This window comes from Flavobacterium psychrolimnae, from assembly GCF_003312425.1.
GTDB classification, from domain to species: domain Bacteria; phylum Bacteroidota; class Bacteroidia; order Flavobacteriales; family Flavobacteriaceae; genus Flavobacterium; species Flavobacterium psychrolimnae.
Genome location: NZ_QNUX01000001.1, coordinates 307634 through 332758, shown reverse-complemented (window position 1 = coordinate 332758; position 25125 = coordinate 307634). Strand labels below are relative to the sequence as shown.

The window sequence follows — 25125 nt, the reverse complement described above, 5'->3', positions numbered from 1 at the left end:
TAAATTTAGATAAACGATGAACAATATAAAAAGTGTGTTTAGTATAAAAGATCTTGAAAACCTTTCCGGGATCAAAGCGCATACGATACGAATTTGGGAGAAAAGATATGATATTCTTCAACCGATGCGTACGGATACTAACATTCGTTTGTACGATTTAGCCAGTTTGCAAAAACTGTTAAATATCACATTGTTAAACGATTACGGCTATAAAATTTCGAAAATAGCGACTTATCCGCAAGAAAAAATACCGTCTTTAGTGCGAGAAATAATTTCGAGCAAAACAGCCAAAAGTCACGCTATTAGTGAGTTCAAAATGGCGATGATGAACTTTGACCAAGAGCTTTTCTTTAATACTTACAATTGGTTAATCGCGGAAAAATCATTCAAAGAAGTATTTCATCAAGTTTTCATTCCCTTGATGAACGAATTGGGATTATTGTGGCAATCCGATACTATAACGCCCGCTCACGAACATTTCATCAGTTATTTAATTAAACAAAAATTACTGATAAATACTGAAAAGCTTCAAATTCTAAAGCAAACCAAACTTGATAAAGTTTTTGTATTGTCTTTGCCCATGAATGAAATTCACGAATTGGGCTTGATGTATCTCAACTATGAAATTTTATTGCATGGATATAAAACCATTTATTTAGGGGAAAGTATGCCGATTGAAAATCTAAAAGATTTGAAAAAGCATTTTGATTCCATTGTTTTTGTGTCGTACCTAACAGTTCAGCCTGAAAGAGATATATTAGACAGTTACATCCAAAAAATGTCTGATGAGTTATTGGATGATACTACTGAATTATGGTATCTTGGTAGAATGGTTGAGTTTATTAAAAAAGAAGAACTTTCGGATCGAATTTCAATTTTTAATTCAATCACGGAATTAGTCGACTGGATTTAATTGTTTTTGTTTAAACAATTAGTATATTTGCTAAACAAATGAAGAAAATAAAAAAAATTACAATTATAGGTTCTGGGTTCTCCGCATTGGCAGCTTCGGCGTATTTAGCGCAAAGCGGTCATGATGTTACTGTTTATGAAAAAAACGCAACAATTGGAGGACGAGCACGACAGTTAAAACGAGAAGGTTTCACTTTTGATATGGGACCAAGTTGGTACTGGATGCCAGATGTTTTCGAACGTTTCTTTGCTGATTTTGGAAAGAAAACAACTGATTATTATGAACTCATCAAACTGTCTCCTGCCTACCGCGTGTATTACGGAATCGACGATTTCATATCAATAGCAGATAATTTGCCTGATATTATATTCGCTTTTGAAGCTATCGAAAAAGGAAGCGGTAAAATCCTGAATGACTTTATGGCTGAGGCCAAAAGTAATTACGACATCGCCATCAAAGATTTGGTTTACCGTCCGGGAGTTTCTCCGCTCGAATTGATAACAGTGGAAACAGCGTTGAAAGTGGGACAATTTTTTAGCAATATCAGTAAAGATGTTCGCAAAAAATTTAAAAATGAAAGGCTGATTCAAATATTGGAATTTCCGGTATTGTTTCTTGGCGCAAAGCCATCAGACACGCCTTCGTTTTATAGTTTTATGAACTATGCTGATTTTGGTCTTGGAACTTGGCATCCTAAAACAGGAATGTTTGATGTTGTTCGTGGAATGGAAAGTCTAGCGCGCGAGTTGGGAGTGAAATTTCAAACTAATTCGAACATCGAGAAAATAATCGTCGAAAATAAAACTGCGGTAGCCCTTCAGGTCAACGGCGAAATTATTTTTTCAGATTTAATTTTGAGTGGTGCTGATTATCATCACACTGAAACTTTGTTGGATCAAGAACATAGAGCGTATTCTGAAAAATATTGGGACAGCAGAGTTTTTGCACCATCGTCATTATTATTTTATGTAGGTTTTAATAAAAAAATTGAAAATATTTCGCATCATGCATTGTTTTTTGATGTTGATTTTTACCAACATGCTAAAGATATTTACGATGAACCCCAGTGGCCAAAAGAGCCATTGTTTTACGCTAATTTCCCATCGGTAACAGACAAAACTGCTGCTCCGGAAGGAATGGAATCAGGCTTTTTTCTTGTGCCGTTGGCGCCTGGAATCAATGATACTGAAGCGTTGCGAGAAGAATATTTTGATAAAATAATGGATCGTTTTGAAACATTAACAAAGCAAAGTGTAAAAAATAATATTATATTTAAGCAATCATTCTGTAAAAATGACTTTGTGTCGGAGTACAATTCATACAAAGGGAATGCTTACGGAATGGCAAATACATTATTGCAAACGGCATTTTTGAGACCAAAATTAAAAAGTAAAAAAGTTAAGAATTTATATTTCACCGGTCAATTGACCGTTCCGGGACCAGGAGTTCCGCCAGCATTAATTTCTGGAAAATTAGTGTCGGAATTAATTAATAAGCAATTTTCAGAACAATAGTATGAAGCAATTATTTGATGATGTATCTTTTAAATGTAGCAAGTTAGTTACAAAAAACTATAGCACCTCTTTCTCGCTGGCAGTTTACATGCTGTCGCCAAGTATTAGGGATGCCATATATAGTATCTATGGTTTTGTCCGTTTTGCAGATGAAATCGTGGATTCGTTCCATGGTTTCGATAAAGAGAGTTTGATCACAGAGTTTGAGGATGAATACTACAAAGCCTTTGATAGAGGAATAAGTTTAAATCCCATATTGAATTCTTTTCAACAAACAGTAAAGCAAAACAACATATCTGATGATCTTATTCAGGCTTTTCTTAAAAGTATGAAATTAGATTTGATAAAATCAGATTATCACAGCAAAGCAGAGTACGATGATTACATTTACGGTTCTGCGGATGTTGTAGGTTTAATGTGTCTTAAGGTTTTTGTAGCCGGTGACAATAAACGTTATGAGCAACTGAAAGATGAAGCTATGCGATTGGGTTCTGCGTTCCAGAAAGTGAATTTTCTTCGGGATTTAAAGGATGATAATTTGGTTTTGAATCGTAATTATTTTCCTGGAGTCGATTTGAATTCGTTCGATGAAAATGCAAAAACCGCAATCATCAATGAAATCGAAGAAGATTTCAGAGTTGCTTATGAAGGAATTGTAAAACTTCCTATCGAAGCTAAGTTTGGCGTGTACACAGCTTTTGTGTACTACAAAAAACTATTAAAAAAATTAGAAAACACACCTTGCCACGAAATAGGAAACGCAAGAATCCGAGTTTCTAATTACACTAAAGCTGGTCTGCTGGCAAAATCTTTTGTGTCTTATAAATTAAAGCTAGTGTAATTGCAGCTTGTTTTTAAAGGATTGTTATACTTAAATACAGAATAAAATGATATTTTTTTTGATTTTTCTAGGAACTTTTTTAATAATGGAATGCGTCACATGGCTTACGCACAAGTATGTAATGCACGGTTCAATGTGGTATTTTCACGCTGATCATCACCAACCCAAATACGCGAATGTTTTCGAACGAAACGATATCTTTTTCGTCATTTTCGCCATACCAAGCATCGTTCTTTTTTATTACGGTGTCGAAGGCGGTTTAAACTATAAATTCTTCATCGGACTTGGAATTATGTTTTACGGTATGTGTTATTTCATGATTCATGACGTCTTAATCCATCAGCGTTTCAAGTGGTTCAAAAACACCAATAACAAGTATTTAATAGGCTTGCGAAAAGCTCACAAAGTACATCACAAACATTTGGGCAAAGAACACGGAGAGTGTTTCGGAATGCTTTTCGTACCTTTCAAATACTATAAAATATAAAGTTAAATTTGGGCGTGACCCAACTTTCACTAGCGTTACAGCGGGGTCGGGCTATCCGTTCCCGCTTTTTTATAACTGGTCTCGTTCTGAAAAAAACGAGACCAATTATAAAAAGAGCTCCACTTTTATCCCTCACGCGAACTTAGTGTTCCATGACGTTATTTGTTCTTAAAACACAACCATGAAAATATACAAACAAGAAACCGTTCAGCATGTAAATGCAACTGTTGAAGAATGCTGGTCCTTTTTTTCGAATCCAAAAAATCTTCAGAAAATCACACCGGAAGGAATGGGTTTTCAAATCACCGATTTTGATCAAAAATCCATGTATCCGGGACAAATTATTCAATATAAAGTAACACCCCTTTTTGGAATTACTTTATCATGGATGACCGTAATCACACAAGTAAAAGAAAATAGTTATTTCATAGACGAACAGCGTTTTGGTCCATACAGTTTTTGGCATCACAAACATTTTTTTGAAGCAACACCAAACGGAATTAAAATGACGGATGTCGTGCATTACGGATTACCGCTTGGTTTTCTGGGCCGAATCATGAATACTTTAGTTGTTAAAAATAAATTGAAATCCATTTTTGAATACCGTGTAAAAAAGGTGGACGAAATGTTTAATGCAAAGTAATGAGCAAGCAAGAAGTTTCTATTTTTTGGTTCAGACGTGATTTGCGTCTGGAAGATAATGTTGGTTTATTTCAAGCGTTACAGTCCAAATATTCAGTAGTTCCATTGTTTATTTTTGATGATTCTATTTTGGATAGTTTACCAAAAAATGATGCCCGAGTAGGTTTTATCCATGATTCACTTTCGAAAATAAATACGCGATTACAGGAAATTGGAAGTTCACTTTTGGTCAAAAAAGGAAAAACTTTTGATGTTTGGCAATCACTTTTAAATGAATATGATGTCAAAGAAGTATTCTTTAACAAAGATTATGAACCGTACGCAATACAACGTGACACAGCAATTTGTGAACTTTTGGAAACAAAAAAAACCATTGCTTATTCTTTTAAAGATCAAGTGATTTTCGAGGAAAAAGAAATCACAAAAGCAGATGGATTGCCATATACGGTGTACACTCCTTTTAAAAATAAATGGCTGGAAAAATACAAATCAATGGCGCCGGTTCAGGAATACGATACGGAATCGCATTTTTCTAATTTCCATAAAAATAGTTTTGCTTTTCCTTCTTTGTCGCAAATAGGTTTCGAAGAAAGTCCTATAAAAGTAAAACCACACAATTTAAAATTCATTGTAAATTATCAAGATATTAGAGATTTTCCAGCCTTGGATAAAACCTCTTATTTGTCGCCACATTTGCGTTTTGGAACTGTAAGCGTACGGAAATTAGTCAATTGGGCATTTCATAAAAACGATGTCTTTTTGAGTGAATTGATTTGGAGAGAATTCTTTATGCAAATCTTATTCAGTTTTCCAAAAGTCGTTACCCAAAACTTTAAATCGGCTTATGATGGGATTCAGTGGCGCAATAATGAAGAAGATTTCAAGCGTTGGTGCTCGGGAACAACTGGTTATCCTATGGTTGATGCCGGAATGCGCCAACTTAATGAAACGGGTTACATGCACAACAGAGTCCGCATGGTGGTAGCGAGTTTTCTCTGCAAGCATTTATTGATTCAATGGCAATGGGGTGAAGCCTATTTTGCCGAAAAATTATTGGATTACGAGATGTCTGCCAATGTTGGAAACTGGCAATGGGCAGCTGGAACCGGCTGTGATGCTGCGCCTTATTTCCGCGTTTTCAATCCGGAGATTCAGCAAAAGAAATTCGATGAAAAAGGAATCTACATCCGAAAATGGATAAAAGAATTCGATTTAGGATATGGTAAACCAATGGTGGATCACGCTATGGCAAGAGATAGAGCTATTGCCACGTACAAAGCCGGAATTTTAAAATAAAAGATACAAATTGAACAGATTTAAAATCTGTTCAATTTGTATTCTCCTTTTTCCAGTAGGTACAGAAAAGGATATTTGTTTACTATTTAATCAATTTCTTCAGCATTCCTTCGAAAATAAATCCATGAAATGGCAAAACGGAATACCAGTATAGTTTCCCCCAAATTCCTTTTGGTCTAAAAGTCGCCGCTTGATACAAAGTATTTCCGATAATTTTAAATTCTAACCAAGCTTCACCTGGCAATTTCATTTCGGCAAATAAGATTAATTTTCCCTCTTCTTTATTGGCATACAAAACGCGCCAAAAATCCAAAGCATCACCAGAATGGATATCATGTCGGTTTGTTCGTCCTCTTCTGGAACCTACGCCACCGTATAATTTGTCTATAAAACCGCGTAAATCCCAAAGCCAATCCCCATAATACCAACCCGTGTCACCACCGATGGACCAAATTCTACTAATGGTAAAATCTCGGTCTATGATTTCCATTTTACGTCGGTCGATGTAGCAATTCTTTTTTGGAACTTTCAAATATTCCGACATATTGCTGCTAAAACGTCCGCTGATTAAGGAATCTTTCCAGCTCGAAGCTACTTTGTCTTCGTCTACTTTTATCAAAGCACGGGAAAGCGCCTGTTTGTAAGACATAGGCGTAACATTCAATAAAGCATTGATTCTGTTGTCACTGCAAACGACTTCGACTTTCATGCTGCTAACCAGAGCTGACGCGAGTCTATACGATGTTGAGGTTACAAAATACAACCAATACGAAGATAATTTTGGTGTCATCATTGGGACAGTAAAAATCCGTCTCTTTAGTTTCTTGGCTTCCGCAAAACCCAAAAGCATTTCTTTATACGTCAAAATATCCGGTCCGCCAATGTCAAAACTCTGATTGTACGTAGGGGGATTTAATAATGATTTGGATAAAAAATCAAGAACATCCGGAATTGCAATTGGCTGGCATTTGGTATTGAGCCACTTTGGAGCAATCATAATGGGAAGTTTATTCACTAAATCCCTAATGATTTCGAATGATGCGCTTCCAGAACCCACAATGATTCCTGCTCTTAAAGTTGTCGTAGCAAAAGTTCCAATATTTAAAATTTCTTCTACTTTTTTTCTCGAAGATAAATGTTTCGATAATGATTTGTCATTGATAATTCCGCTTAAATAAATAACTTGTTTTGCTTTGGTTTCATTCAAGCGTTGTACAAAATTTAGTGCCGATACGCTTTCTAATTCATCAAAATTAGCAGCAGATCCTGACATGGAATGCATCAGGTAATAAGCCGCATCGATATCAGTCGGAATGGCTGCTATTGTTTCTTGTTTTAGAAAATTAACTTCAATTGTCGTAACACTTTTTTGAAATTCTATGGGACAATAAAACCTGTTTTTATCTCTCACACAACAGATTATTTCATGTCCTTGTGCCACCAACAAAGGCAAAAGTCGCTTTCCAATATAACCTGTTGCGCCTGTTAAGAGAATTTTCATGGTTTTGTATTTAAATGATAAAAATTAACTCAGTTTATTAGAAACTAAACTGATAAATTCTTTTCTGGTTTTGTCTTTTTCGAAAGCTCCTGTAAAGGAAGAAGTCGTGGTAACCGAGTTTTGTTTTTGAATGCCTCGCATTTGCATACACATGTGTTGCGCTTCAATTACAACTGCTACACCTAATGGATTCAAAGCGTCCTGAATACAATTTTTAATCTGGTCTGTCAATCGTTCCTGTACTTGCATTCTTCTTGCAAAAGCATCTACCACTCTTGGGATTTTACTTAAACCTACAATTTTTCCATTTGGAATATAAGCCACGTGTGCTTTTCCAAAAAACGGTAACATGTGGTGTTCACACATAGAGTATACTTCGATATCTTTTACCACAATCATTTGTTGGTGATCTTCGGTAAACATTGCTGATTTTAGTATTTCCAAAGGATCTAATCCGTAACCGTGTGTTAAATATTGCATGGCTTTGGCCACGCGTTCTGGTGTTTTTTCTAGTCCTTCACGAGTAACATCTTCTCCTAAATTCTCAATGATTACTTTGTAATTATCCGCTAATGCATCTGTAATTTCCGTATCGTATTGTTCAATTTTCTCGTAACTTTTCATTTCTTTTATCATGGTATGCAGTATTTCAATTTTAAGTTTGCTAATTATTTTTTTAGATTTTAAATGTCACTATTCCGTAATCCATTTCGAATATCTGACCTGAGATTGATTTGGCATTTTCTGAAATCAGGAAGTTTGCCATATTAGCGACTTCTTCGGGTTTTAGATATCCTTTCATCGGGTGGCGTTCCACCATGTTTTCTTTCATTCGATCATTTCTTAAAATACCTGCCGAAAGTGATGTTTCGGTAATCGTGGGAGCAATGGCGTTGATGCGTACTACCGAAGCCAATTCCGCTCCCAGCGATTTCACTAATCCTTCAATTCCAGCTTTTGCGGTAGCAATACTAGCATGAAACGGCATTCCTAATTTTGCGGCTACGGTGCTAAACAAAACAATCGATGGATTAGTCCCCTTTTTTAAAACAGGTAAATATTTCTGAATGGCCTTTACAGCGCCAATTACATTAATTTCGAAATCATTTCTGAAATCATCAGCACTAAGACTTCCGATGGGTTTCAAATTGATGGAACCTGGACAATAAATCAAGGTGTCAATAGTTTCAATTTCCGGAAGCGAATCCTGCAATACATCTACAGAAAAGTGTTTCAGGTTGGGATGTGTTAAGTCTGGAGCATTTCGGCTAATGTTGTACACCAAATTGGTTTCTAATTGTTGCAACAAAATGGCACTACCAATTCCTTTACTACCACCAATGATTACTATGTTTTTCATTTTTTATATGTTGTTATTTTAACAGATTACTGTTCACTGAATACTAATTCTATCGCTTGGAAATTTTGTTATTATTGATTTGTCTTTGCATGGTACATTTAAAACGGCCTTCTCTAAAATCCCTTAATTTCTCATGCTTTGTTTTTCGGCCTTGCACTCTTTCGCGCCACATTCTAAAACTCGAAGGTTTCATTTCGGTACGCATCAGGTCGATCACTTCTTGTTCTTTTAACCCAAATTGCATTAAAATCGCATCAAACGTGGTACGGTCTTCCCAAGCCATTTCTATGATTCGGTCTTTGTCTAAATCAGTAAGTTCTTTTTTTTCAGTCACGAGATTCTATTTTTTTGAAATTGCTATTGATTTTTTTTGAAATTGATGTTGAAAATTATTCGCTATCGCCAATATCTGCCATAGTATGAAGTTTTAATATCCGCGAACTTTCTTCTTTTACCAAGGGATTTTTCTTCATTTTCCATAAAAAATCACTTGCAAATTTTCTTGTTCTTTCCATGTTTACAATTGGTTTTGGATAATTAACTCCAACTTCAAAATCGCTAAATTTTTGATCCAAATAAGTCATTTTATAGGGTTCATGTACAAAAGCTCGAGGTAAATCGCGTAATTCAGGAACCCATTTTTTTATAAATTCTCCATCGGCATCGTGTTCGTAACTATTCTTTATTGGATTGTATATACGTAACATATTGATTCCGGTTTCGCCAGCCTGCATTTGCAACTGCGGAAAATGTATTCCAGGTTCAAAATCAAGAAACATTTGTGATAAATGCTGCGTTGCTTCCTGCCAGGGTTGCCACAAATTATGGGTGAAAAATGAGACCAACATGGCACGCATTCTAAAATTCAAATAACCAGTTTCATTGAGGCAACGCATGCATGCATCAATCAATGGAAAGCCGGTTTGTCCCTTTTTCCAAGCTTCAATGTAATTTTCATTGACTTTCTTTTTCAACGAATGGAATCCTTTATTGACACTTTCAAACTCCATGACTTCTTCCATTTCAAATTTTTGAATGAAATGAGCTTGCCATGTCAGTCGCGATACAAAGGAATCAATTTGTTTTTTGTTATTGCAGGTCAATCGGAACGTAGCTGCTTTTTGCAGCACTTGTCTGGAAGATAAATTTCCCCAAGCGATGTAGGGTGATAATCTGCTGCAGCTTTTTCGAGCCAATAAAGGTTTCGAAATATGTGAATTATAATTGTGATACCGTTCGTCAAAAAATGTTTGTAAATATTTCCCGGCCATAGTACTGCCTCCCTTTTGGAAAATAGCATCCGGAACAGTTTCTAAATTGGTTTTTTCTAAAGCTTTTTCGAGTTGCAATATTGCTTCTGTATTTAGAAAATTTTCTGGTTTACCATCAAAAATAAATTGCGGTTGATTCATGTAGTCTTCCCATTTTGCAACCCAATTTGTTCTATTTCGTAATGCTCTGAAAATTCCGTTGTTGGTATTTTCAACCCAATTGATTTGATTGTTTTTGCAAAAGCGTTTGAAGGTTTTATCTCTTTCGTAAGTTATTTTTAAACCAGTTTCCTGATGTGAGTACACGGTTTCAATTTTGTACGTTTCTTCAAGAATATTGAAAACTTGAAGCACCTCTGAAGATACCGCTAACACCTGTGTGTTCGATTGTTCCAGTTGTTTATTGATGTCTACAAGAGACTGTTTGATAAAATTCCAATGTCTTGGGCTGTAATGCGAATCATTTTCTAAAGATTTTTCGAATACATAAAGCAACAATGTGGGTATGCCAGTTTTTGTTGCATTAAAAATCGCCTCGTTATCCTGTAAACGAAGATCCCTTTTGAACCAAACTACATTAATATGTTTTTTATTAGTATTCATTTATCTTTTTAAAATAATTGTTGTTGCAACCATAATTTCTGGAATTTTGATTGTCCATCGTAATTGGATGCTTGTAACTTAATGTTGAATTTTCGGTCTCTTGGATCGTTACCAACACCGGAAACATACATCCAATTGCCGTAATTGCTATGCACATCGTAATCAATTAGCATCGCTTCAAAATAGGCAGCTCCAATGCGCCAGTCTATCAGCAACTCTTTTGCAAAAAATGATGCTACATTTTGTCTGCCGCGATTGCTCATCCATCCTGTTTGTTGCAATTCCATCCTGTTTGCATTTACAAATGGTTCGTCTGTAGTGCCGTTAATCCAATTGTTTATGTCTGATGGACTGGTTTTCCAAACGTATTTTTTGTCTAAAATCCCTCCAATTTTAAAAATCGAATTCCCGTTTTTCAACGATACATATTTAAAATAATCCCTCCAAATCAGTTCAAAAATCAACCAATAGGTGGATTCATTTTTCCCGATTTGTTGTTCGTATTTTATAATTTCCCAATAAATAGTCTTTGCCGAAATAGAACCGTTTGCCAACCAAGGTGAGAATTTCGAACTAAAATCAGTACCTATTAATCCGTTTCGAGTCAATTTATAAACACTTAGTTTTTTGGTTCCCCAAAAATAATTTTGCAATCGTTTTATTGCCTCATCTTCACCACCGCGAAAAGGAAACGCCGTTCTGGAATCCATTTCAAAATCAGCAAAACCTAATGTTTCCATGCTGGGAATCACAGTTTCGTTTGTAATTAAATTGTCTTCCAGCAGTGGTTCAGTCGTAAATTCAGAACGGATTTTTGTTGATTTTTCGCACTTATTTCTAAATTGTGTAAAAACATTAGGAATCGATGCAATGTCAAACGGAATATCTTCAGGATGAAATAAGAACTGATTGTAGGTGCTTTTAAAAGCTACTGAATCTGAATTTTTCGATTTTACATTCTCTAAAACTTCCATTTCTTCAGTCGTCCATTCTTCTTGAAAGTAAATAGAGTCAATTTCGTTTTTAATAATAATTTCAGGAATCGAATCTTCCGGTGTTTGGTGATAAACCAAAAGCGGAATATTCAATTTTTCCAGATTTTGTTTCAATGCCGTTACCGATTCAATTAGAAATTTAGCCCGAAACTTTTCTGTTTTTTTAAATCCAAAATTAGTATTCTCAAAATGCCTTGGATCAAAAAAATATACTGCAATTACAGTTTCATTTTCTTGAATAGCATTTGTCAACGATTCATTGTCATGCACTCTCAAATCATTTCTAAACCAAACTAACCCTTTTTGTTTCTTTTGCATTTTTCGCTACAATATTTGACTTCGTCCCAAACTTTTTCCCATTTTTTCCGCCAGCTAAAAGGTCGGTTGCAAACCAAACACATTTTTGAAGGCAGGTTTTCCTTCTTCACTATTTGTATTTTTCAAATGCATTAACCACAATCGTCGCTTTTAAATCATACATCAAATTGTACAAACCAAAAAACGTTCGGTTCATGTAGATAAAATGTTTTGAACCTCGATTTCCATTCATTTTTCTCAAATTGGTATCTTTTGAAAAACGCTCTCCTAATTGTGCGATGCTTTCAAAAAAAGATTCATCCGAAAAATCGAACGTTTCTGCTTGAAACGGTTTTGTAAACAAGGACAGTAAATCATGGAACATTTCGGTGAAATAAGCTATTTCCTCTTGTGAATCATCCACACGTAAAATTTCTAATTCAAATAATTTATCGTTGAAAATTTTCGGATCGTTAATGACTTTTTTGTCAATCAATTCAAAATATGGGGTGTAAAAATCATTTGGAATTTGTTTCATACAACCAAAATCGAGTGCTACCAATTGGTTTTGATCATTCACCAAGAAATTTCCCGGATGCGGATCAGCATGTACTTTTTTCAAAATATGAATTTGGTACATATAGAAATCCCACAAAGCCTGACCAATTTTATTAGCCACTTCCGGATTAGTATTTATTTTGGTAAATTCCGAAAGGTGCTTTCCTGTCATCCAATCCATCGTGATGATTTTTTCCGATGAGAATTCAGAATAATAATTTGGAAAAACTAAATTTTCAATTTTTTCGCAAGCCGCAACTACTTCCTGACTTTGTTGTAGCTCCAATAAATAATTGGTTTCCTCAATCAATTTGTCCTCAACTTCTTTGAAATATTTATCCGAATCTTTTCCTTGAAGGTTAAACATTCTGATGGCAATAGGTTTTACCATTGCTAAATCTGATGAAATGCTGTTCGCAACGCCTGGATATTGGATTTTTACCGCTAGTTTTTTACCGTTTTTTACCGCAACATGAACTTGCCCGATACTGGCGGCATTTACGGAAGTGGCGTTGAATTCATCAAAAATTTCATAGGGTGTTTTTCCAAAATTTGTTTTGAATGTTTTCAATACCAATGGAGCCGAAAGTGGCGGTACTGAGAACTGAGATAATGAAAATTTTTCAACGTAAGCTTGTGGCAAAAAACTTTTGTCCATGCTTAACATTTGAGCAACTTTCAATGCACTTCCTTTCAAACTTTTCAACCCGTCATAAATATCTTCAGCATTGTCTTCATTTAGTTTATCACGGGTCAAATCAGAATTGACCATTTTCTCTCCGTAATATTTCAAGTAGTTCACGCCAACTTTTGCACCAGTTTGTACCAGTTTTGTAGCCCTTTCAATTTTTGAAGTAGGGATGTAGTCTATCGTTTTCATTACTTATTGTATATTTTTTCTTTGAAAATAAATTTTCCAAAATCGATTAAGCTGTCTATAGGAGCAATATTCATTAATTCAAAAGTCACTTTTACTGATTTTTCAATATAAATATCTGTTTTCTCAAAAGAAGGTGACGAATCATCTAGCCAGAATTTCAGTGTCAATAAAAGTTGAATCCAAGACGTTTCCTGAAATGTTTTCTCTTGAAAATTTTGTAATTTTTCCTGTTGTGTTCTAAATTCATCAGAAATGATTTCAGTAAGGAAATTTTTGAAACTGTTTCTTAGCCCGGAAAGCTGCATCAATTTTTTCAACTGATTGTTGTGCTCTTGCAATACAAGTACAACGTAACTTCTGTTGGCAGTTAATATTTCAAAGAAAGTGAAGTAAAAACTTAACATTTTGCTTTTCATGTCATACATCTCGTATTCCTTGTTTTTGTTCAGCAAATCGATAGTTTTCTCTACAAACATTTTGAAAATTTCTTTTTCAATACTTTCTATAGTTCCAAAAAATGCATAAAATTCCGTTTCTGTAAAATCATTGATTTTTGTAAAATGATATACTGATTTTGGTTTTTCACTATGATCTAGTACATAATTCATGTACATCGAAACTATTTTGTCTTTTGTTATTGGGGTTTTTTTAGTAGCCATTTTTGATGTGTTTCAAATTAGAGTATAAAGGTAGTGAATGTTTAACTATATATTAATAAAGTTAAACAAAATTTAATATAATTTTATATCGTTATAAATGATTAGCTTTACACTATTATGAAAAAGAATGTTTTAATAAGCGGCGGTTCGGGATTTATCGGAAGAAATTTGACTACTTTGTTGTTAGCCAAAGGATACTCTGTTTCCATCTTAAGTAGGAGTGAAAAACAGAATAAAGGAGATGTTTTCTATTACAAATGGGATGTTGCAAAGCAGACTATTGATGAAGAAGCAATTTTGAAAGCAGATTATATTATTCATCTGGCAGGTGAAAATATAGCAGAGAAAAGATGGACTGCGAAGAGAAAAGCAGTTATAATTGATAGTCGGGAAAAATCCACTCAATTATTGTATTCCGTTTTAAAAAAGCATTATAAAAAATTAGATGCCTTTGTTTCTGCTTCGGCGGTGGGGATTTATGGTGCTGTAAATGGGGAGGAAATTTGTACGGAAGATATGAAACCAGCAAATGATTTCTTGGGCTATACGTGTCAAAAATGGGAAGATTCTATTGACTTCATTGAGAATTTGAATATTCGAACAGTTAAAATTCGTACCGGATTAGTATTAGGGAAGAATGACGGTTTTTTAAAGAAGCTAATTCCTTTGTTTAAATATAGATTGGGTTCAGCATTGGGTTCCGGGAAGCAATATATGCCGTGGATTCATGTAGATGATTTGTGCGCTATTTATTTGCAAGCTATTTCAGATGCAAGTATGGAAGGACCTTATAATGCAGCTATTTGTGATAATACGACCAATACTGTTTTTTCAAAAACATTGGCTCGTGTTTTTGGCTATTCTATTTGGTTGCCTAATGTGCCTGCTTTTGTATTAAAATTAGTAATGGGCGAAATGGCTAAAATTGTATTAACGGGAAGGAGAGTTTCCTCAGATAAAATTGAACAAACTGGTTTCAAATTTAAATTTAACAATTTGGAAGAAGCATTAAGGAATTGTTTAACAAAATAGAGCTATTCTAAGACACAAATAATTTGAGTGTTCACGTTTTTTGATATTTTGCTGCGGACAATAAAAGGAATTTCTATATTAAAATCATCTGTGTTTAAAGGAAAGGCGGAATAAAGTTCTATTCCTTTATCCACTTTTTTAAGAGTTCCGTTGATTACAATTTTTTTAGTTCGTCCACGAATCGTGATTTTTCCTGTAATTTGATACTGATTGTTGGTTGTGGTAAGTTTTTGAAAATCAAATTTATCGATTTTTCCTTTAAAAACTGCTCTTGGATAACGGTTGCTTTCCATATAGTTTTTATTGAAATGCTCTTGCATCAAATCTCTTTTAAATTTAAAATCTTTAATGTTGATCCAACAAGCGATTTCTCCCGTTTTTGTTATTAAAATACAGGTGGTTTTTTCATTTATTGCTTTTACTTCTTCAAACAAGGGAATTGAAGCCTCAAAATTTGTGATTCCCATGTATGACACCATTTTTTCTTGGGCTGTAACTGCAATTGCAATGAAAAGCAGTACTATTTGGGTAATTTTTTTCATAACTATTTATGAATTAAATTACTTAAAGTTACAAAAAAAATAGTTGAAATAAAAGTAGTGAACTAATGAAAAATCATGGGTTTTAGTTAATTTTTGAGTACATTTTTAATCAGAAATTCCAATGAAATTATACTTCTAAAAAATTATAATACTGCTTTTCTCTGATTAGAAATTTAGTTGCATTTATAGTTCTAACTTGACATTATATTTTTTTAAACTTTCTAATGATTCTTCCGAAGTATAATCAAAAACTTCTTCATGAATGTTTTGTTCCTTTTTCAAGGAAACTTGCTTGATGCAATTGAAATAACGACGTACATCTTTCATATTAGAAAGAATTAAACCGGGAACTGGCGTGCTTTTGCCTTCGCTATCTTTTGCCACCATTGTAAAATACGAAGAGTTGCAATGTTTGATTTTTCCAGTCTGAATATTTTCTGCTTCCACTCGGATACCCACAATCATGGAACTGTTTCCTACATAATTAACACTGGCTTTCATCGTTACCAATTCCCCGACTTCAATAGGTTTTAAGAAATTCACAGTGTCTACGGAGGCAGTTACACAATAGTTGCCGGAAAATTTTGAGGCACAAGCAAATGCGATTTGATCCAGTAAAGATAAAATATATCCGCCATGGATTTTACCACTAAAATTCGTATTAGAAGGCAACATTAACTCGGAAATACTAATGTCTGAGGAAGCTACGGTTTTAAAAGTGCGATTCATCTATTTTATTTTAAATGGAGAATTTACTTTTTTGACTTCCGTAATAAAATAACGAGTATCGCCCCACCATGGAAACGTTCGGTAACGCTCAACATAATTTACCTGCACGTATTGCCCTTCGAATTCTTGAAGGTCCGCAATTACTTTTTCTTCGCTATCTAGTACCGAAAAAGAAAAGATTTGCGCACCAGAAATTCCCTGACTTATTTCGCCTTCCCATGTTTTGAAAGCCACACCTTTATTACTCACCTTAATCAATTCGCCGGAACGAACTCCTTCGCTGTACGTGGCGTTGTATAAAAAAGTAAAATAACCTACAATAGACAATACTACTATTACAGTGGTAACCATTAAAAATTTTCTCATTTTCTGTTTAATTTAAAAGTTGATTTTCGTCTTTTTCAGCTCTGTTTAATATGCTTTCCGGAAGTGCTTTCTTGGCTTTAGCTCCCATTTTTTTCAATTTTTCAACACTCACAATCAGGTTTCCTTTTCCTTCTACGAGTTTATTCATTGCGCCGCTGTATTCTGTTTTACTTTCGTCAATTTTTTTACCAATTTTGATTAAATCTGCCACAAAACCTTCAAATTTATCATACAAAGCACCCGCTTGTCGCGCAATTTCGAGTGCGTTTTCTTGTTGTTTTTGATTAGTCCACATACTATCAATCGTTCGCAAAGTCGCTAATAAAGTCGCAGGTGTAACAATGACAATGTTTTTCTCAAATGCTTTGTTGTACAAACTTGTATCTTCATTCAGCGCCATTGCAAAAGCGGGTTCTATAGGGATAAACAACAATACAAAATCCGGGCTTTCTATTTGGTACAAATCATGATAATTTTTATTTCCTAATTGCTCTACGTGACGTTTGATGGAATTGACATGTTCTTTTAAATAACTTATTTTTAAAATATCATCTTCTTCATTAATGTATTTTTCGTAAGCCGTCAAAGAAACTTTAGAATCGACAATCATCTTTTTTCCATCAGGCAGATTAATGACAACATCAGGAAAAACACGGTTTCCATCTTCAGTTGTGAAGGCTTGTTGCACTTCGTATTCACGACCTTTCTCTAATCCTGATTTTTCAAGAACGCGTTCCAAAACTAGTTCGCCCCAATTTCCTTGCATCTTGCTGTCACCTTTCAAAGCCTTGGTCAGGTTGATGGTTTCTTTACTCATCTGGATATTCATTTCTCGTAAACCCAGAATCTGTTGGCGCAAAGCCGCATGATAATCAATACTTTCTTTGTGAGTATCTTCTACTTTCTTTTCGAACAGTTGAATTTTATCTTGTAAAGGAGTCAGAATATTCTTCATATTTTCCTTGTTCTGCTCCGTAAATTTATTGGATTTTTCGTCTAATATTTTGTTGGCCAGATTCTCAAATTCTTTGGTGAATTTTTCCTGTAATTTCTCGACTTCTTCCTTTTGTTCTTTGTTTCGTTCCCAAAGATTTTCAAAATCAACTTCCTTTTTCGAAAGCTGAATGGCCAAACTGTCTTTTTCGCTTCGAATGTTTTCTTTTTCTGTATTGGTATTTTCTAATTGCTTTTCGAAAGTGGTTTTGTCAGTAATAATCTGCTCTTTCAGTTGATTGAATTGAGAATTTAAAGCGATTAATTTCTCTTCTAAACTGATTTTTTCGGATTGGAATCTAGCAGAGAAAATGAGTTTGCCAATAAAAACACCAATAGCGAGTGCAACGATGAAAATCAATAAAAACGGAAGCATATTTGACATAGAATTTCTTTTTGTAAGATTGTAAAAATAAACAAAAGTTTTTTGGTTTCCTTTTAGAAAGCAAAATAGTAACGGAAGTTTTTTAATAGAAAGGTATTACTTGAGATTATTCAAAACGTTTGTGTTTAAAAAAAAATTAAATAAAAAGAGCCAGATTTCATTTTGAAATCTGGCTCTTTTTTAATGCTAAAATCGATATTTTATTTTTTAACTATTTTGTCTTTGAAAACTACTTTATTTCCATTGGAAAGCGTGTAGATATATATTCCTACTGGCAATTTAGCAATGTCTATTCGAGTTGCATTTTGGCTGTTAGCACCTTTTAGTTTAATTGGAGCTGCCATTGATCTTCCTAAAATATCGTAAATGTTAAGCTTTAAGTCTTGTGCATTTTCTGAATTGATTACCACGTTGAATGATTCTGAAGTTGGATTTGGATACGCAACTACTGATAATCCGTTTGTTGCAATCAAGTCATTTGTTGATAAAGTAGCATCTGCTTTAAGCTCAAAACGTGCAATCACCGGACCATGATCTGAAGTAGTATTAACATAATTTGCTACATCTAATCGAGGGTCGTAAACAAAAGTTGAATTTGGTACATAATCCGGAGTCAACTCATTTGAAATTGTAATATGATCTAAGAAACCACCTGAAGATAAATAGCTGAAAGCTCCCGCTTTACTAATTTCTAGGGTTAAAGGGTTATAACGTGCGGTATCTTCAACCATTTTTTGGAACGATGAAGGACTTCCTGCAATCACAGATTCATCTACATCATCATTGTAGTCTCCTAAAATTATTAAATTGGCATCAGGATAATTAACATCTAAACTATCTTTCAACAATTCAGCATCATATTTTCTCATGTTGTATCTTGCGATATCGCTTCCACTATTTGCTCTGGCGTGAACGTTAATAATTTTTATATCTTTTTTTACACCGCCAATATTCGTTTCAATTTCAACCATTTGCGGTAAGCGACCAGAGGAATAAAAACTTTCACTATTACCGCCCGGGTAATTAGGTAAAGTTATGTTTCCTGCGCGAATATCATCATACAATTTACTAAACATTACGCGACTCTTTTTTACTGTAGTCGTTTGAGTGTTGTATAGAACTACTAATTTTTGAGCAGGGAAATCAGCTTCCGGAGCATTGAACGAGTAGGACCAAGCTGGAGAAATTACTTTGTCAAAAGTTTTTCCGTTAATGCTTATTTTTTGAATTAATGTTTCTAATGAAGCATCGTCAGAAACTTCCTGAACGGAATAAACATCAGCATTTAATGTATTCATTACTTTCGCTACATTTTCAATTTGTAATGCATCATCAGTTGGACCAAATTCAGTTCCCGTTGAACCGATTACATTGCTTCCAAAAAATTCTAAATTGTATGTTACGATATCAAATGTTTCTGTTTTAGGTAATGAAGAGCCCTTAAATGAACCTATTTCTTGGTTCAATCCTGTTCCAACAACTGTCAAAGGACCTGAAATACTCAATGCTTTTGAGGAAGGAGAAAAACGAGCATAAATTATTTTACCCGCAACGCCATCAGCTGCTGAAATTACTAAACTGGATTGGAAATTACTATTGTCAACAGACAACTGATAATCAACAGGAGCCGTAACTGTAATATCGCCGTAACCGCCTGCCATGAAATTAAAAGACTGACTCGTTGATGTTGTATTTGGTGCTACTTCTCCAAAATTTAAAGTAGGATTTGAAGCTAAAAATGTTCCTTCATTAGAGATTTTTACGTCATCAACTGTCCATTCGGCAGTGTCAGTACCACCAGAAACAGTAGATTCATATACCCAAGCAACGTAAGTATGATTGGTTTTATACCCTTCCAGATTAATGTATTGTGACTGTTTGAATGTTCCAGTAGTTGTTGGAAAATCTCCTTCAAGAGCCGCCCAAGTTGCTGTTTCAGGGTTGCTTTTTCCATCGTAATCAACTGAAACCATTAATTTAAGTGCTGCTCCTGCGAAGAATTTACGGGAATAAAAAGACAATAATGGGAATTTGTCAAAAGTATCCAAACGTAAATTAGGAGAAATTAACCAGTCCTTACTAGCTCCAGTTTCTGAATATCCATTCATTTGTACTGCCGCAGGTGAACTGTTAAAACGCGTATTGGTGCTCACCCATTTAATCTTGTCACCGGCTACACTATATTCTGTCCAACCACTGTTTGTAAGAACATTTGCGTCATTGAAATCCTGAATGTACGGATTAATTCCCGTTCCTGATAAAACTACTGTTTTAGTAGAAGCGCCAGTAGATTCATGCGTGATTTGTCCTGAAAAAACACCAGTTGCAGTAGGTGTAAATCGTACATAAACAGCAGGAGTTGTATTATTAGTGAAATCTTCTGATGGGAAAACCAATGTATTTTGGAAATCAGTAGTTTCATTCTTCGAAATTGTAAAGTTCCCGGATGCTGTAAGGGTTACCGCTCCAGTAAGATTAAGCGCCTCAACTTTATAGTTTAATACAGTTGAATTGAAATTTTGCTCTGTAAAACTAAAATCTAAAGCAGTTTTATTAGTTGATAAAGAAGGAACTACAACGCTTGAAGTTGTTACATCCAGTTTGTTGCTTTCCCCTTGAATGTTACCGGTTGCATCTTCAGATATAGAATATACGACATAAGCAGTTCCCAATGTTAATCCCGTAATGTTTTTTACATAGACAACATTAGCTTCTGTAATTTCGATTACACCCGCTTGTAAAGCCGCTGTATCGGTAGCATTTGTTCCTGCTTTTATCTGCGCTGCGCTTGGGGTTGCACTTCCTGAAGGCAATACAACATAATAGGTTTTTCCAGTTTCATTCAGTTGCGTAGAAAAATCAAATCCATCAGATAGGATGTTGCTAATTTTTGGAAACCCATCCGCATTTACAGGAGGCGTAACATCATTATTCACACTGATGTTGTCAACGGCAAAAGAAGGACGAGAACCACCACCTGAAACTTGTCTTGAAATCCATCGGATCTGAATGACTTCTTTATTGTCACATTCAGTTGGCAGAACAACTTTGATTTTTTGAATATTTTGTCCTGTTGTACCCGAAGTTTGTCCTGTTACACCGCTCGAATATGCAGTTGGTAATAAAGTAATAAAAGCATCAGTAGTACCAACTCTATATTGTAGCACTAACTCGTTGATTCGATTATTTGTACCTCCGTTATAAGGATTGCGAATCACCATGGCATCATATTCTACTGCAATTCCTGATTTACCAACTGTTTTGAAAGCAAATCCTAAGGCTAAATCTAACGAACCAGTATTCAGAAAACCAATTTTCCCGTTGTAGTTATGGATGTTTCCACTAGTTGTAGCAGCTGTACTACTGGCAACTAATGCTCTGTCTGCAACTAATGTAGCTGTTGTATTGAATGCACTTCCAGGAGCTGTACTTGCTGTCCAACCTTGAAATCCAGCAGGATATGTAGCAGAGGCCACATCTAGAGTTGAAAAATCCTGAGAGAAAGGTAAATCTTGTGCTGTTGGCGCCGTTCCTTGGGCAAAAATGGTGGCCGAAAAGCAGCAAATAAAACTTAAAAAAGCCATTAAATGGCGCAAATGGTAATTGTGTTTCATAGGTTTACAATTGAATTAAGTCGCAAAAATAATATTTCTAACGTTAAGAGAATATTATAAATTCAACTAATTTAGACTGTAAATGAAACTGTATTCATATTTAAGATTTGTTTATTAATTCTTAATTATAAAGCTATATTGAAATAATTTCAAAAAAAAAAGCCAATAAGAATTTACATTCCTATTGGCTTTTTAAAAACAAAATCAATTGTTATTCATCCAGTTTAATATTTCCTCTGTCTTCCTTATTATCAGGATGCTCATTAGGATATCGGTTTGGAATGATGTCTGAGTTATGATCTTTATTTTCAATCATTTTTTTAGCTTGTTCTTCAGAAACATTCGCGGTATCAGAACTTAAATTTATAGGAGTGCTATCTTCATTTTGTTCTAAAGTTCCTTCTATATTTCGTGCTCTTTGTACAATTTTTTGATTCCCATGTGCATCAGTTTCTACTTCTGATTTCAAATGGGAAACCTCAGGATTTGTATTTTGGGCTAGATTCTGACCGCTAAATCCTTCGTTTGTATTTTGTTTATTATTTGTTTTCTTTGAACCTAAATCGTTGCTTTCCATATGCTGTAATTTTAAAAATTAATTCTGATAACTTTTATAATAGTACGTCATTATTGCGATATAATCGAATTTTTTAACATAGCTTTTGGTTTAAACCAATAAATGTATGGCATCACTATTTTAAAACCAGCGAAAACAGAACTATCTTTGCGCGCACAATTAACTCAATACAATGTCTCATTCGCATTTCATTATTCACAAACCCTATGGGTATTTAAGTCAGTTTATTTACGAGTTAAAAAGAAAAAAGAAACTGCTGGGTGAGTTGTATGATTTTCCGAAAGGAACCATGGCAATTGGTCGTCTTGATGAAGATTCCGAAGGATTATTGTTGCTCACAACGGACGGAATGATGAGCGAAATCATTCGAAGCAAGAAAGTAGACAAGGAATATTATGTTCAAGTCGATGGCATTATCCATCAGAACGCGATTGATGAATTGCAAAAAGGAGTTGAAATAGGTTTTAACGGAACCAAGTATATCACAAAACCATGCAATGCTTCTTTAATACATGAAATTCCGGCTTTTGGTGCCAGAGGTAAAAAAATTCGTGATGAACGTCACGGTCCAACCTCTTGGGCTTCGATTACGGTGAATGAAGGGAAGTTTCGTCAAGTCCGAAAAATGACCGCTGCTGTTGGTTTTCCTACATTGCGCTTGGTTCGTGTTCGAATAGGAAACGTACATCTCAATGATTTACAGGCTGGAGAAGTAATTGAAGTAGAAAATTTTCAAATAGAAATTTAAAGGATTATATGAATTTTTTAATCTTTTAATTTTTCAATCTTCTAATAAAGTATAAAATGTTAAACATCGTTTTAGTAGAACCCGAAATACCAAATAATACTGGAAATATTGGCCGACTGTGTGTAGGTACGGAAAGTCGTTTGCACTTGATTCATCCTTTTGGATTTGTCATTAATGATAAAAACCTAAAACGTTCCGGTTTGGATTATTGGGTGCATCTTGATGTGACCGAGTATCAAAATGTAGCCGAATGGAAATCGCAAATTCCTGATTTATCTCGTGTTTTTCTAATGAGTTCACATGCCAAAAAATCATATCTGGAGACTAATTTTCAAGATGGAGATTGGTTAGTTTTTGGAAAAGAAAGTAAGGGTTTGAGCGAAGCTGTTTTAAATGAATTTCCCAATCATCTTACCATTCCAATGTCACCGTTGATAAGAAGTTTCAATATCGCTAATTCGGTAGCGTTTGTCATTGGCGAAGCAAAAAGACAAATAGGATTGAAGCTTTAAGAAATAACAAATTTCCCTTTGGACGCATCAAAAATAATATGCTCGTCTTTGAAAAGCGTATTAAAAGTTCCTTTTAGAATCAAATTACACGGTTGATCTTGCACTATGTTTTCTGGAGTCATAATGATCATTTCATCACTCAATTGTATCGCCATGTCGATATCGTGAGTGGAGAATAAAATACATTTTTGAGTTTCTTGAGTGAGTTTTTTTAATAGTTTAAACAATACCACTTTATGCAGCAAATCCAAGTGAGTTGTGGGTTCATCCAAAATAATTAACGGTGTGTCTTGCGCCAAAGCTCGTGCAATTAAGACTATTTGTAATTGTCCGTCGCTGATTTCGTAGTGTCTTTTAGCAGCTAGATGACTAATTTGAGTCAATTCTATCGCTTCATTCACTTTTGTGATATCTTCAATAGTTAATTTTCCAATCCAGTTTGTGTACGGTTGTCTTCCCAAAGCAATGAGTTCAAAAACAGTCAAGTTGCTTGGAGGCAATTTTTCGGTGAGAACTACACTTAGATTTTGTGCCAATGTTAAAGCGCCTATTTCTTGAATGTTTTGACCATTGAGTAAAACAGTTCCTGAAATTGGTTTTTGAATGCCTGTTATGGTTCGCAAAAGCGTCGATTTACCAATACCGTTGGCACCGATTAAAGCAATAAGTTTTCCTTTTTCTAAACAAATATCAATGTTAGAAGCAATAATGGTTTTTTCTTTTTTATGAGAATAACCAATGCTGATTTGTGAACCCTGTAAGATGATTTTATTTTCCATTATCCCATCATTTTGCGTTTTCGGATTAGCAGCCAAATAACAATAGGTGCTCCAAAAATAGAAGTTACGGCATTAATTGGTAACGTCAAATCACTGCCAGGAAGTTGCGAAATACTGTCGCATATGAGCATGATAATCGCCCCAAAAAGTATGGTACTCCAAAATAAAATTGTGTGATTGCTTGTCTGAAAAACTAGCTTTGCAATATGAGGAACTGCTAATCCAATAAAAGCAATTGGACCTGCAAAAGCAGTGATGCTTCCGGCCAAAATACTGGTGGCAAAAATGATAATCAGTCGTGATTTTTTATAATTTAACCCCAAACTTTTGGCATAATTTTCACCCAGAAGCAATGAGTTCAACGGCTTGATGCTAAATACACTGAGCAATAATCCAATAGCTACGCATATGGTTAAAAGTGAAATAGAGGTCCAAGATAAATTACCAAGATTTCCAAGTGACCAGAATGTGAATTTCTGTAATTGTTCGGCGGTGCTGAAATACGTTAGCGTTCCAACGATGGCACTAGTCAAACTCCCAAACATAAGTCCAACAATTAAGATGGCCATAGTATCCCGTAATCGATGGGAAACTGCCAATACAGCCAGTAAAACGGTGAAGCTTCCTAAACTGGAGGCCAAAATAATTCCGTAAGAAGAAAGTAAAAGTGTTGCTAGGAATGGCGGTAACAGCGCTGCACCTAAAATAACGGTTGCAACACCTAAACTGGCTCCAGAACTCAAACCTAATACATAAGGTCCTGCCAGCGGATTTCTAAACAGTGTTTGCATTAATAAGCCGCTTATGGATAACCCCATTCCAACAAGAATAGCAGCAATAGCTTTCGGTAAGCGATAGTTGATAAGGATGTATTCCCAGGTTTCTTTACTTGCAATTCCGCCAGTTAGACTTCTGAAAACTTCTTTCATAGGAATGGAAACAGAACCTAAACTGATATTTATGACAAACAAAAATAGCATCCCAAAGGTTAGGATGATGAAAAGCACTGTATTTCGGTTAGTTTTAGTCAA

At 34.8% G+C, this 25125-nt stretch carries 26 protein-coding genes; 9 read left to right on the top strand and 17 right to left on the bottom strand.

The annotated features are described in order from the left end of the window. Window positions 1-16: 16 nt before the first annotated feature. From DR980_RS01520 to DR980_RS01495, 6 genes are all read left to right on the top strand, one after another. Entirely contained in the window at window positions 17-913 is an 897-nt protein-coding gene (locus DR980_RS01520; RefSeq protein WP_113633490.1) for a MerR family transcriptional regulator, read from the top strand. A 38-nt stretch (window positions 914-951) separates the two neighbouring features. Next, a complete protein-coding gene (locus DR980_RS01515; RefSeq protein WP_113633489.1) occupies window positions 952-2427 on the top strand; it encodes a phytoene desaturase family protein in 1476 nt (491 codons plus the stop codon). Window position 2428: 1 nt separating this feature from the next. Next, entirely contained in the window at window positions 2429-3268 is an 840-nt protein-coding gene (locus DR980_RS01510; protein WP_113633488.1) for a phytoene/squalene synthase family protein, read from the top strand. 46 nt (window positions 3269-3314) lie between these two features. Then, window positions 3315-3755, top strand: a complete 441-nt coding sequence (locus DR980_RS01505; RefSeq protein ID WP_113633487.1) for a sterol desaturase family protein — start codon at window positions 3315-3317, stop codon at window positions 3753-3755. Between the two features lie 181 nt (window positions 3756-3936). Continuing rightward, window positions 3937-4398: an SRPBCC family protein gene (locus DR980_RS01500; protein WP_113633486.1), complete on the top strand. Its 462-nt coding sequence runs from the start codon at window positions 3937-3939 to the stop codon at window positions 4396-4398. Next, window positions 4398-5693, top strand: coding sequence for a cryptochrome/photolyase family protein (locus tag DR980_RS01495; protein WP_113633485.1), 1296 nt, complete (start codon window positions 4398-4400; stop codon window positions 5691-5693). The genes DR980_RS01500 and DR980_RS01495 overlap by 1 nt, the downstream gene beginning before the upstream one ends. A gap of 82 nt (window positions 5694-5775) precedes the next feature. Here the strand turns inward: DR980_RS01495 and DR980_RS01490 are convergent, their stop codons facing one another. The 9 genes from DR980_RS01490 to DR980_RS01450 are packed head-to-tail and all read right to left on the bottom strand — an operon-like array spanning window position 5776 to window position 13817. Next, window positions 5776-7194 carry an SDR family oxidoreductase gene (locus tag DR980_RS01490; protein ID WP_113633484.1) on the bottom strand — a complete coding sequence of 473 codons (1419 nt, stop codon included), beginning with the start codon at window positions 7192-7194 and terminating at the stop codon, window positions 5776-5778. Window positions 7195-7218: 24 nt separating this feature from the next. Further along, entirely contained in the window at window positions 7219-7830 is a 612-nt protein-coding gene (folE, locus tag DR980_RS01485) for a GTP cyclohydrolase I FolE (protein ID WP_244199234.1), read from the bottom strand. Between the two features lie 40 nt (window positions 7831-7870). Beyond that, on the bottom strand, window positions 7871-8554 hold the full coding sequence (locus tag DR980_RS01480; protein WP_113633483.1) for an SDR family NAD(P)-dependent oxidoreductase: 684 nt from the start codon (window positions 8552-8554) through the stop codon (window positions 7871-7873). 49 nt (window positions 8555-8603) lie between these two features. Beyond that, window positions 8604-8888, bottom strand: coding sequence for a TIGR03643 family protein (locus DR980_RS01475; RefSeq protein WP_091171480.1), 285 nt, complete (start codon window positions 8886-8888; stop codon window positions 8604-8606). Between the two features lie 55 nt (window positions 8889-8943). Beyond that, window positions 8944-10428, bottom strand: a complete 1485-nt coding sequence (locus tag DR980_RS01470; RefSeq protein ID WP_113633482.1) for a cryptochrome/deoxyribodipyrimidine photo-lyase family protein — start codon at window positions 10426-10428, stop codon at window positions 8944-8946. 8 nt (window positions 10429-10436) lie between these two features. Beyond that, window positions 10437-11741 (bottom strand): DASH family cryptochrome, encoded by a 1305-nt coding sequence (locus DR980_RS01465; protein WP_113633481.1) that lies wholly within the window; start codon window positions 11739-11741, stop codon window positions 10437-10439. Next, window positions 11717-11851: a DUF2256 domain-containing protein gene (locus DR980_RS01460; RefSeq protein ID WP_082014130.1), complete on the bottom strand. Its 135-nt coding sequence runs from the start codon at window positions 11849-11851 to the stop codon at window positions 11717-11719. Before DR980_RS01460 ends, DR980_RS01465 begins: the two co-directional genes overlap by 25 nt. Continuing rightward, window positions 11851-13158 (bottom strand): ABC1 kinase family protein, encoded by a 1308-nt coding sequence (locus tag DR980_RS01455; RefSeq protein ID WP_113633480.1) that lies wholly within the window; start codon window positions 13156-13158, stop codon window positions 11851-11853. Before DR980_RS01455 ends, DR980_RS01460 begins: the two co-directional genes overlap by 1 nt. After that, on the bottom strand, window positions 13158-13817 hold the full coding sequence (locus DR980_RS01450) for a TetR family transcriptional regulator C-terminal domain-containing protein (protein WP_113633479.1): 660 nt from the start codon (window positions 13815-13817) through the stop codon (window positions 13158-13160). Before DR980_RS01450 ends, DR980_RS01455 begins: the two co-directional genes overlap by 1 nt. A gap of 117 nt (window positions 13818-13934) precedes the next feature. Between DR980_RS01450 and DR980_RS01445 the strand changes: the two genes are divergently transcribed. Then, window positions 13935-14849: a TIGR01777 family oxidoreductase gene (locus DR980_RS01445; protein ID WP_113633478.1), complete on the top strand. Its 915-nt coding sequence runs from the start codon at window positions 13935-13937 to the stop codon at window positions 14847-14849. A gap of 2 nt (window positions 14850-14851) precedes the next feature. Here DR980_RS01445 and DR980_RS01440 read toward each other — a convergent pair whose 3' ends face one another. From DR980_RS01440 to DR980_RS01415, 6 genes are all read right to left on the bottom strand, one after another. Beyond that, complete coding sequence (locus DR980_RS01440) at window positions 14852-15391, bottom strand: YceI family protein (protein WP_113633477.1); 540 nt, start codon at window positions 15389-15391, stop codon at window positions 14852-14854. A gap of 183 nt (window positions 15392-15574) precedes the next feature. Next, entirely contained in the window at window positions 15575-16120 is a 546-nt protein-coding gene (locus DR980_RS01435) for an acyl-CoA thioesterase (protein WP_113633476.1), read from the bottom strand. Beyond that, window positions 16121-16486 (bottom strand): 6-phosphogluconate dehydrogenase, encoded by a 366-nt coding sequence (locus DR980_RS01430; RefSeq protein WP_113633475.1) that lies wholly within the window; start codon window positions 16484-16486, stop codon window positions 16121-16123. Between the two features lie 7 nt (window positions 16487-16493). Next, complete coding sequence (rmuC, locus tag DR980_RS01425) at window positions 16494-17864, bottom strand: DNA recombination protein RmuC (RefSeq protein ID WP_113633474.1); 1371 nt, start codon at window positions 17862-17864, stop codon at window positions 16494-16496. A 200-nt stretch (window positions 17865-18064) separates the two neighbouring features. Beyond that, a complete protein-coding gene (locus DR980_RS01420; protein ID WP_113633473.1) occupies window positions 18065-21478 on the bottom strand; it encodes a T9SS-dependent choice-of-anchor J family protein in 3414 nt (1137 codons plus the stop codon). A gap of 211 nt (window positions 21479-21689) precedes the next feature. Then, window positions 21690-22055 carry a hypothetical protein gene (locus DR980_RS01415; protein WP_113633472.1) on the bottom strand — a complete coding sequence of 122 codons (366 nt, stop codon included), beginning with the start codon at window positions 22053-22055 and terminating at the stop codon, window positions 21690-21692. Window positions 22056-22227: 172 nt separating this feature from the next. Here DR980_RS01415 and DR980_RS01410 point away from each other — a divergent pair, with 172 nt between their 5' ends. Both DR980_RS01410 and DR980_RS01405 read left to right on the top strand, forming a co-directional pair. Further along, the gene (locus DR980_RS01410; RefSeq protein WP_113633471.1) at window positions 22228-22803 is read left to right on the top strand and encodes a pseudouridine synthase; all 576 of its coding nucleotides are present in this window, start codon (window positions 22228-22230) and stop codon (window positions 22801-22803) included. 56 nt (window positions 22804-22859) lie between these two features. Next, complete coding sequence (locus tag DR980_RS01405) at window positions 22860-23315, top strand: tRNA (cytidine(34)-2'-O)-methyltransferase (RefSeq protein ID WP_113633470.1); 456 nt, start codon at window positions 22860-22862, stop codon at window positions 23313-23315. On the opposite strand, the gene DR980_RS01400 is transcribed toward DR980_RS01405, so the two are convergent. After that, entirely contained in the window at window positions 23312-24094 is a 783-nt protein-coding gene (locus DR980_RS01400; RefSeq protein ID WP_113633469.1) for an ABC transporter ATP-binding protein, read from the bottom strand. The genes DR980_RS01405 and DR980_RS01400 overlap by 4 nt on opposite strands. Continuing rightward, the gene (locus tag DR980_RS01395) at window positions 24094-25125 is read right to left on the bottom strand and encodes an iron ABC transporter permease (protein WP_244199233.1); all 1032 of its coding nucleotides are present in this window, start codon (window positions 25123-25125) and stop codon (window positions 24094-24096) included. Before DR980_RS01395 ends, DR980_RS01400 begins: the two co-directional genes overlap by 1 nt.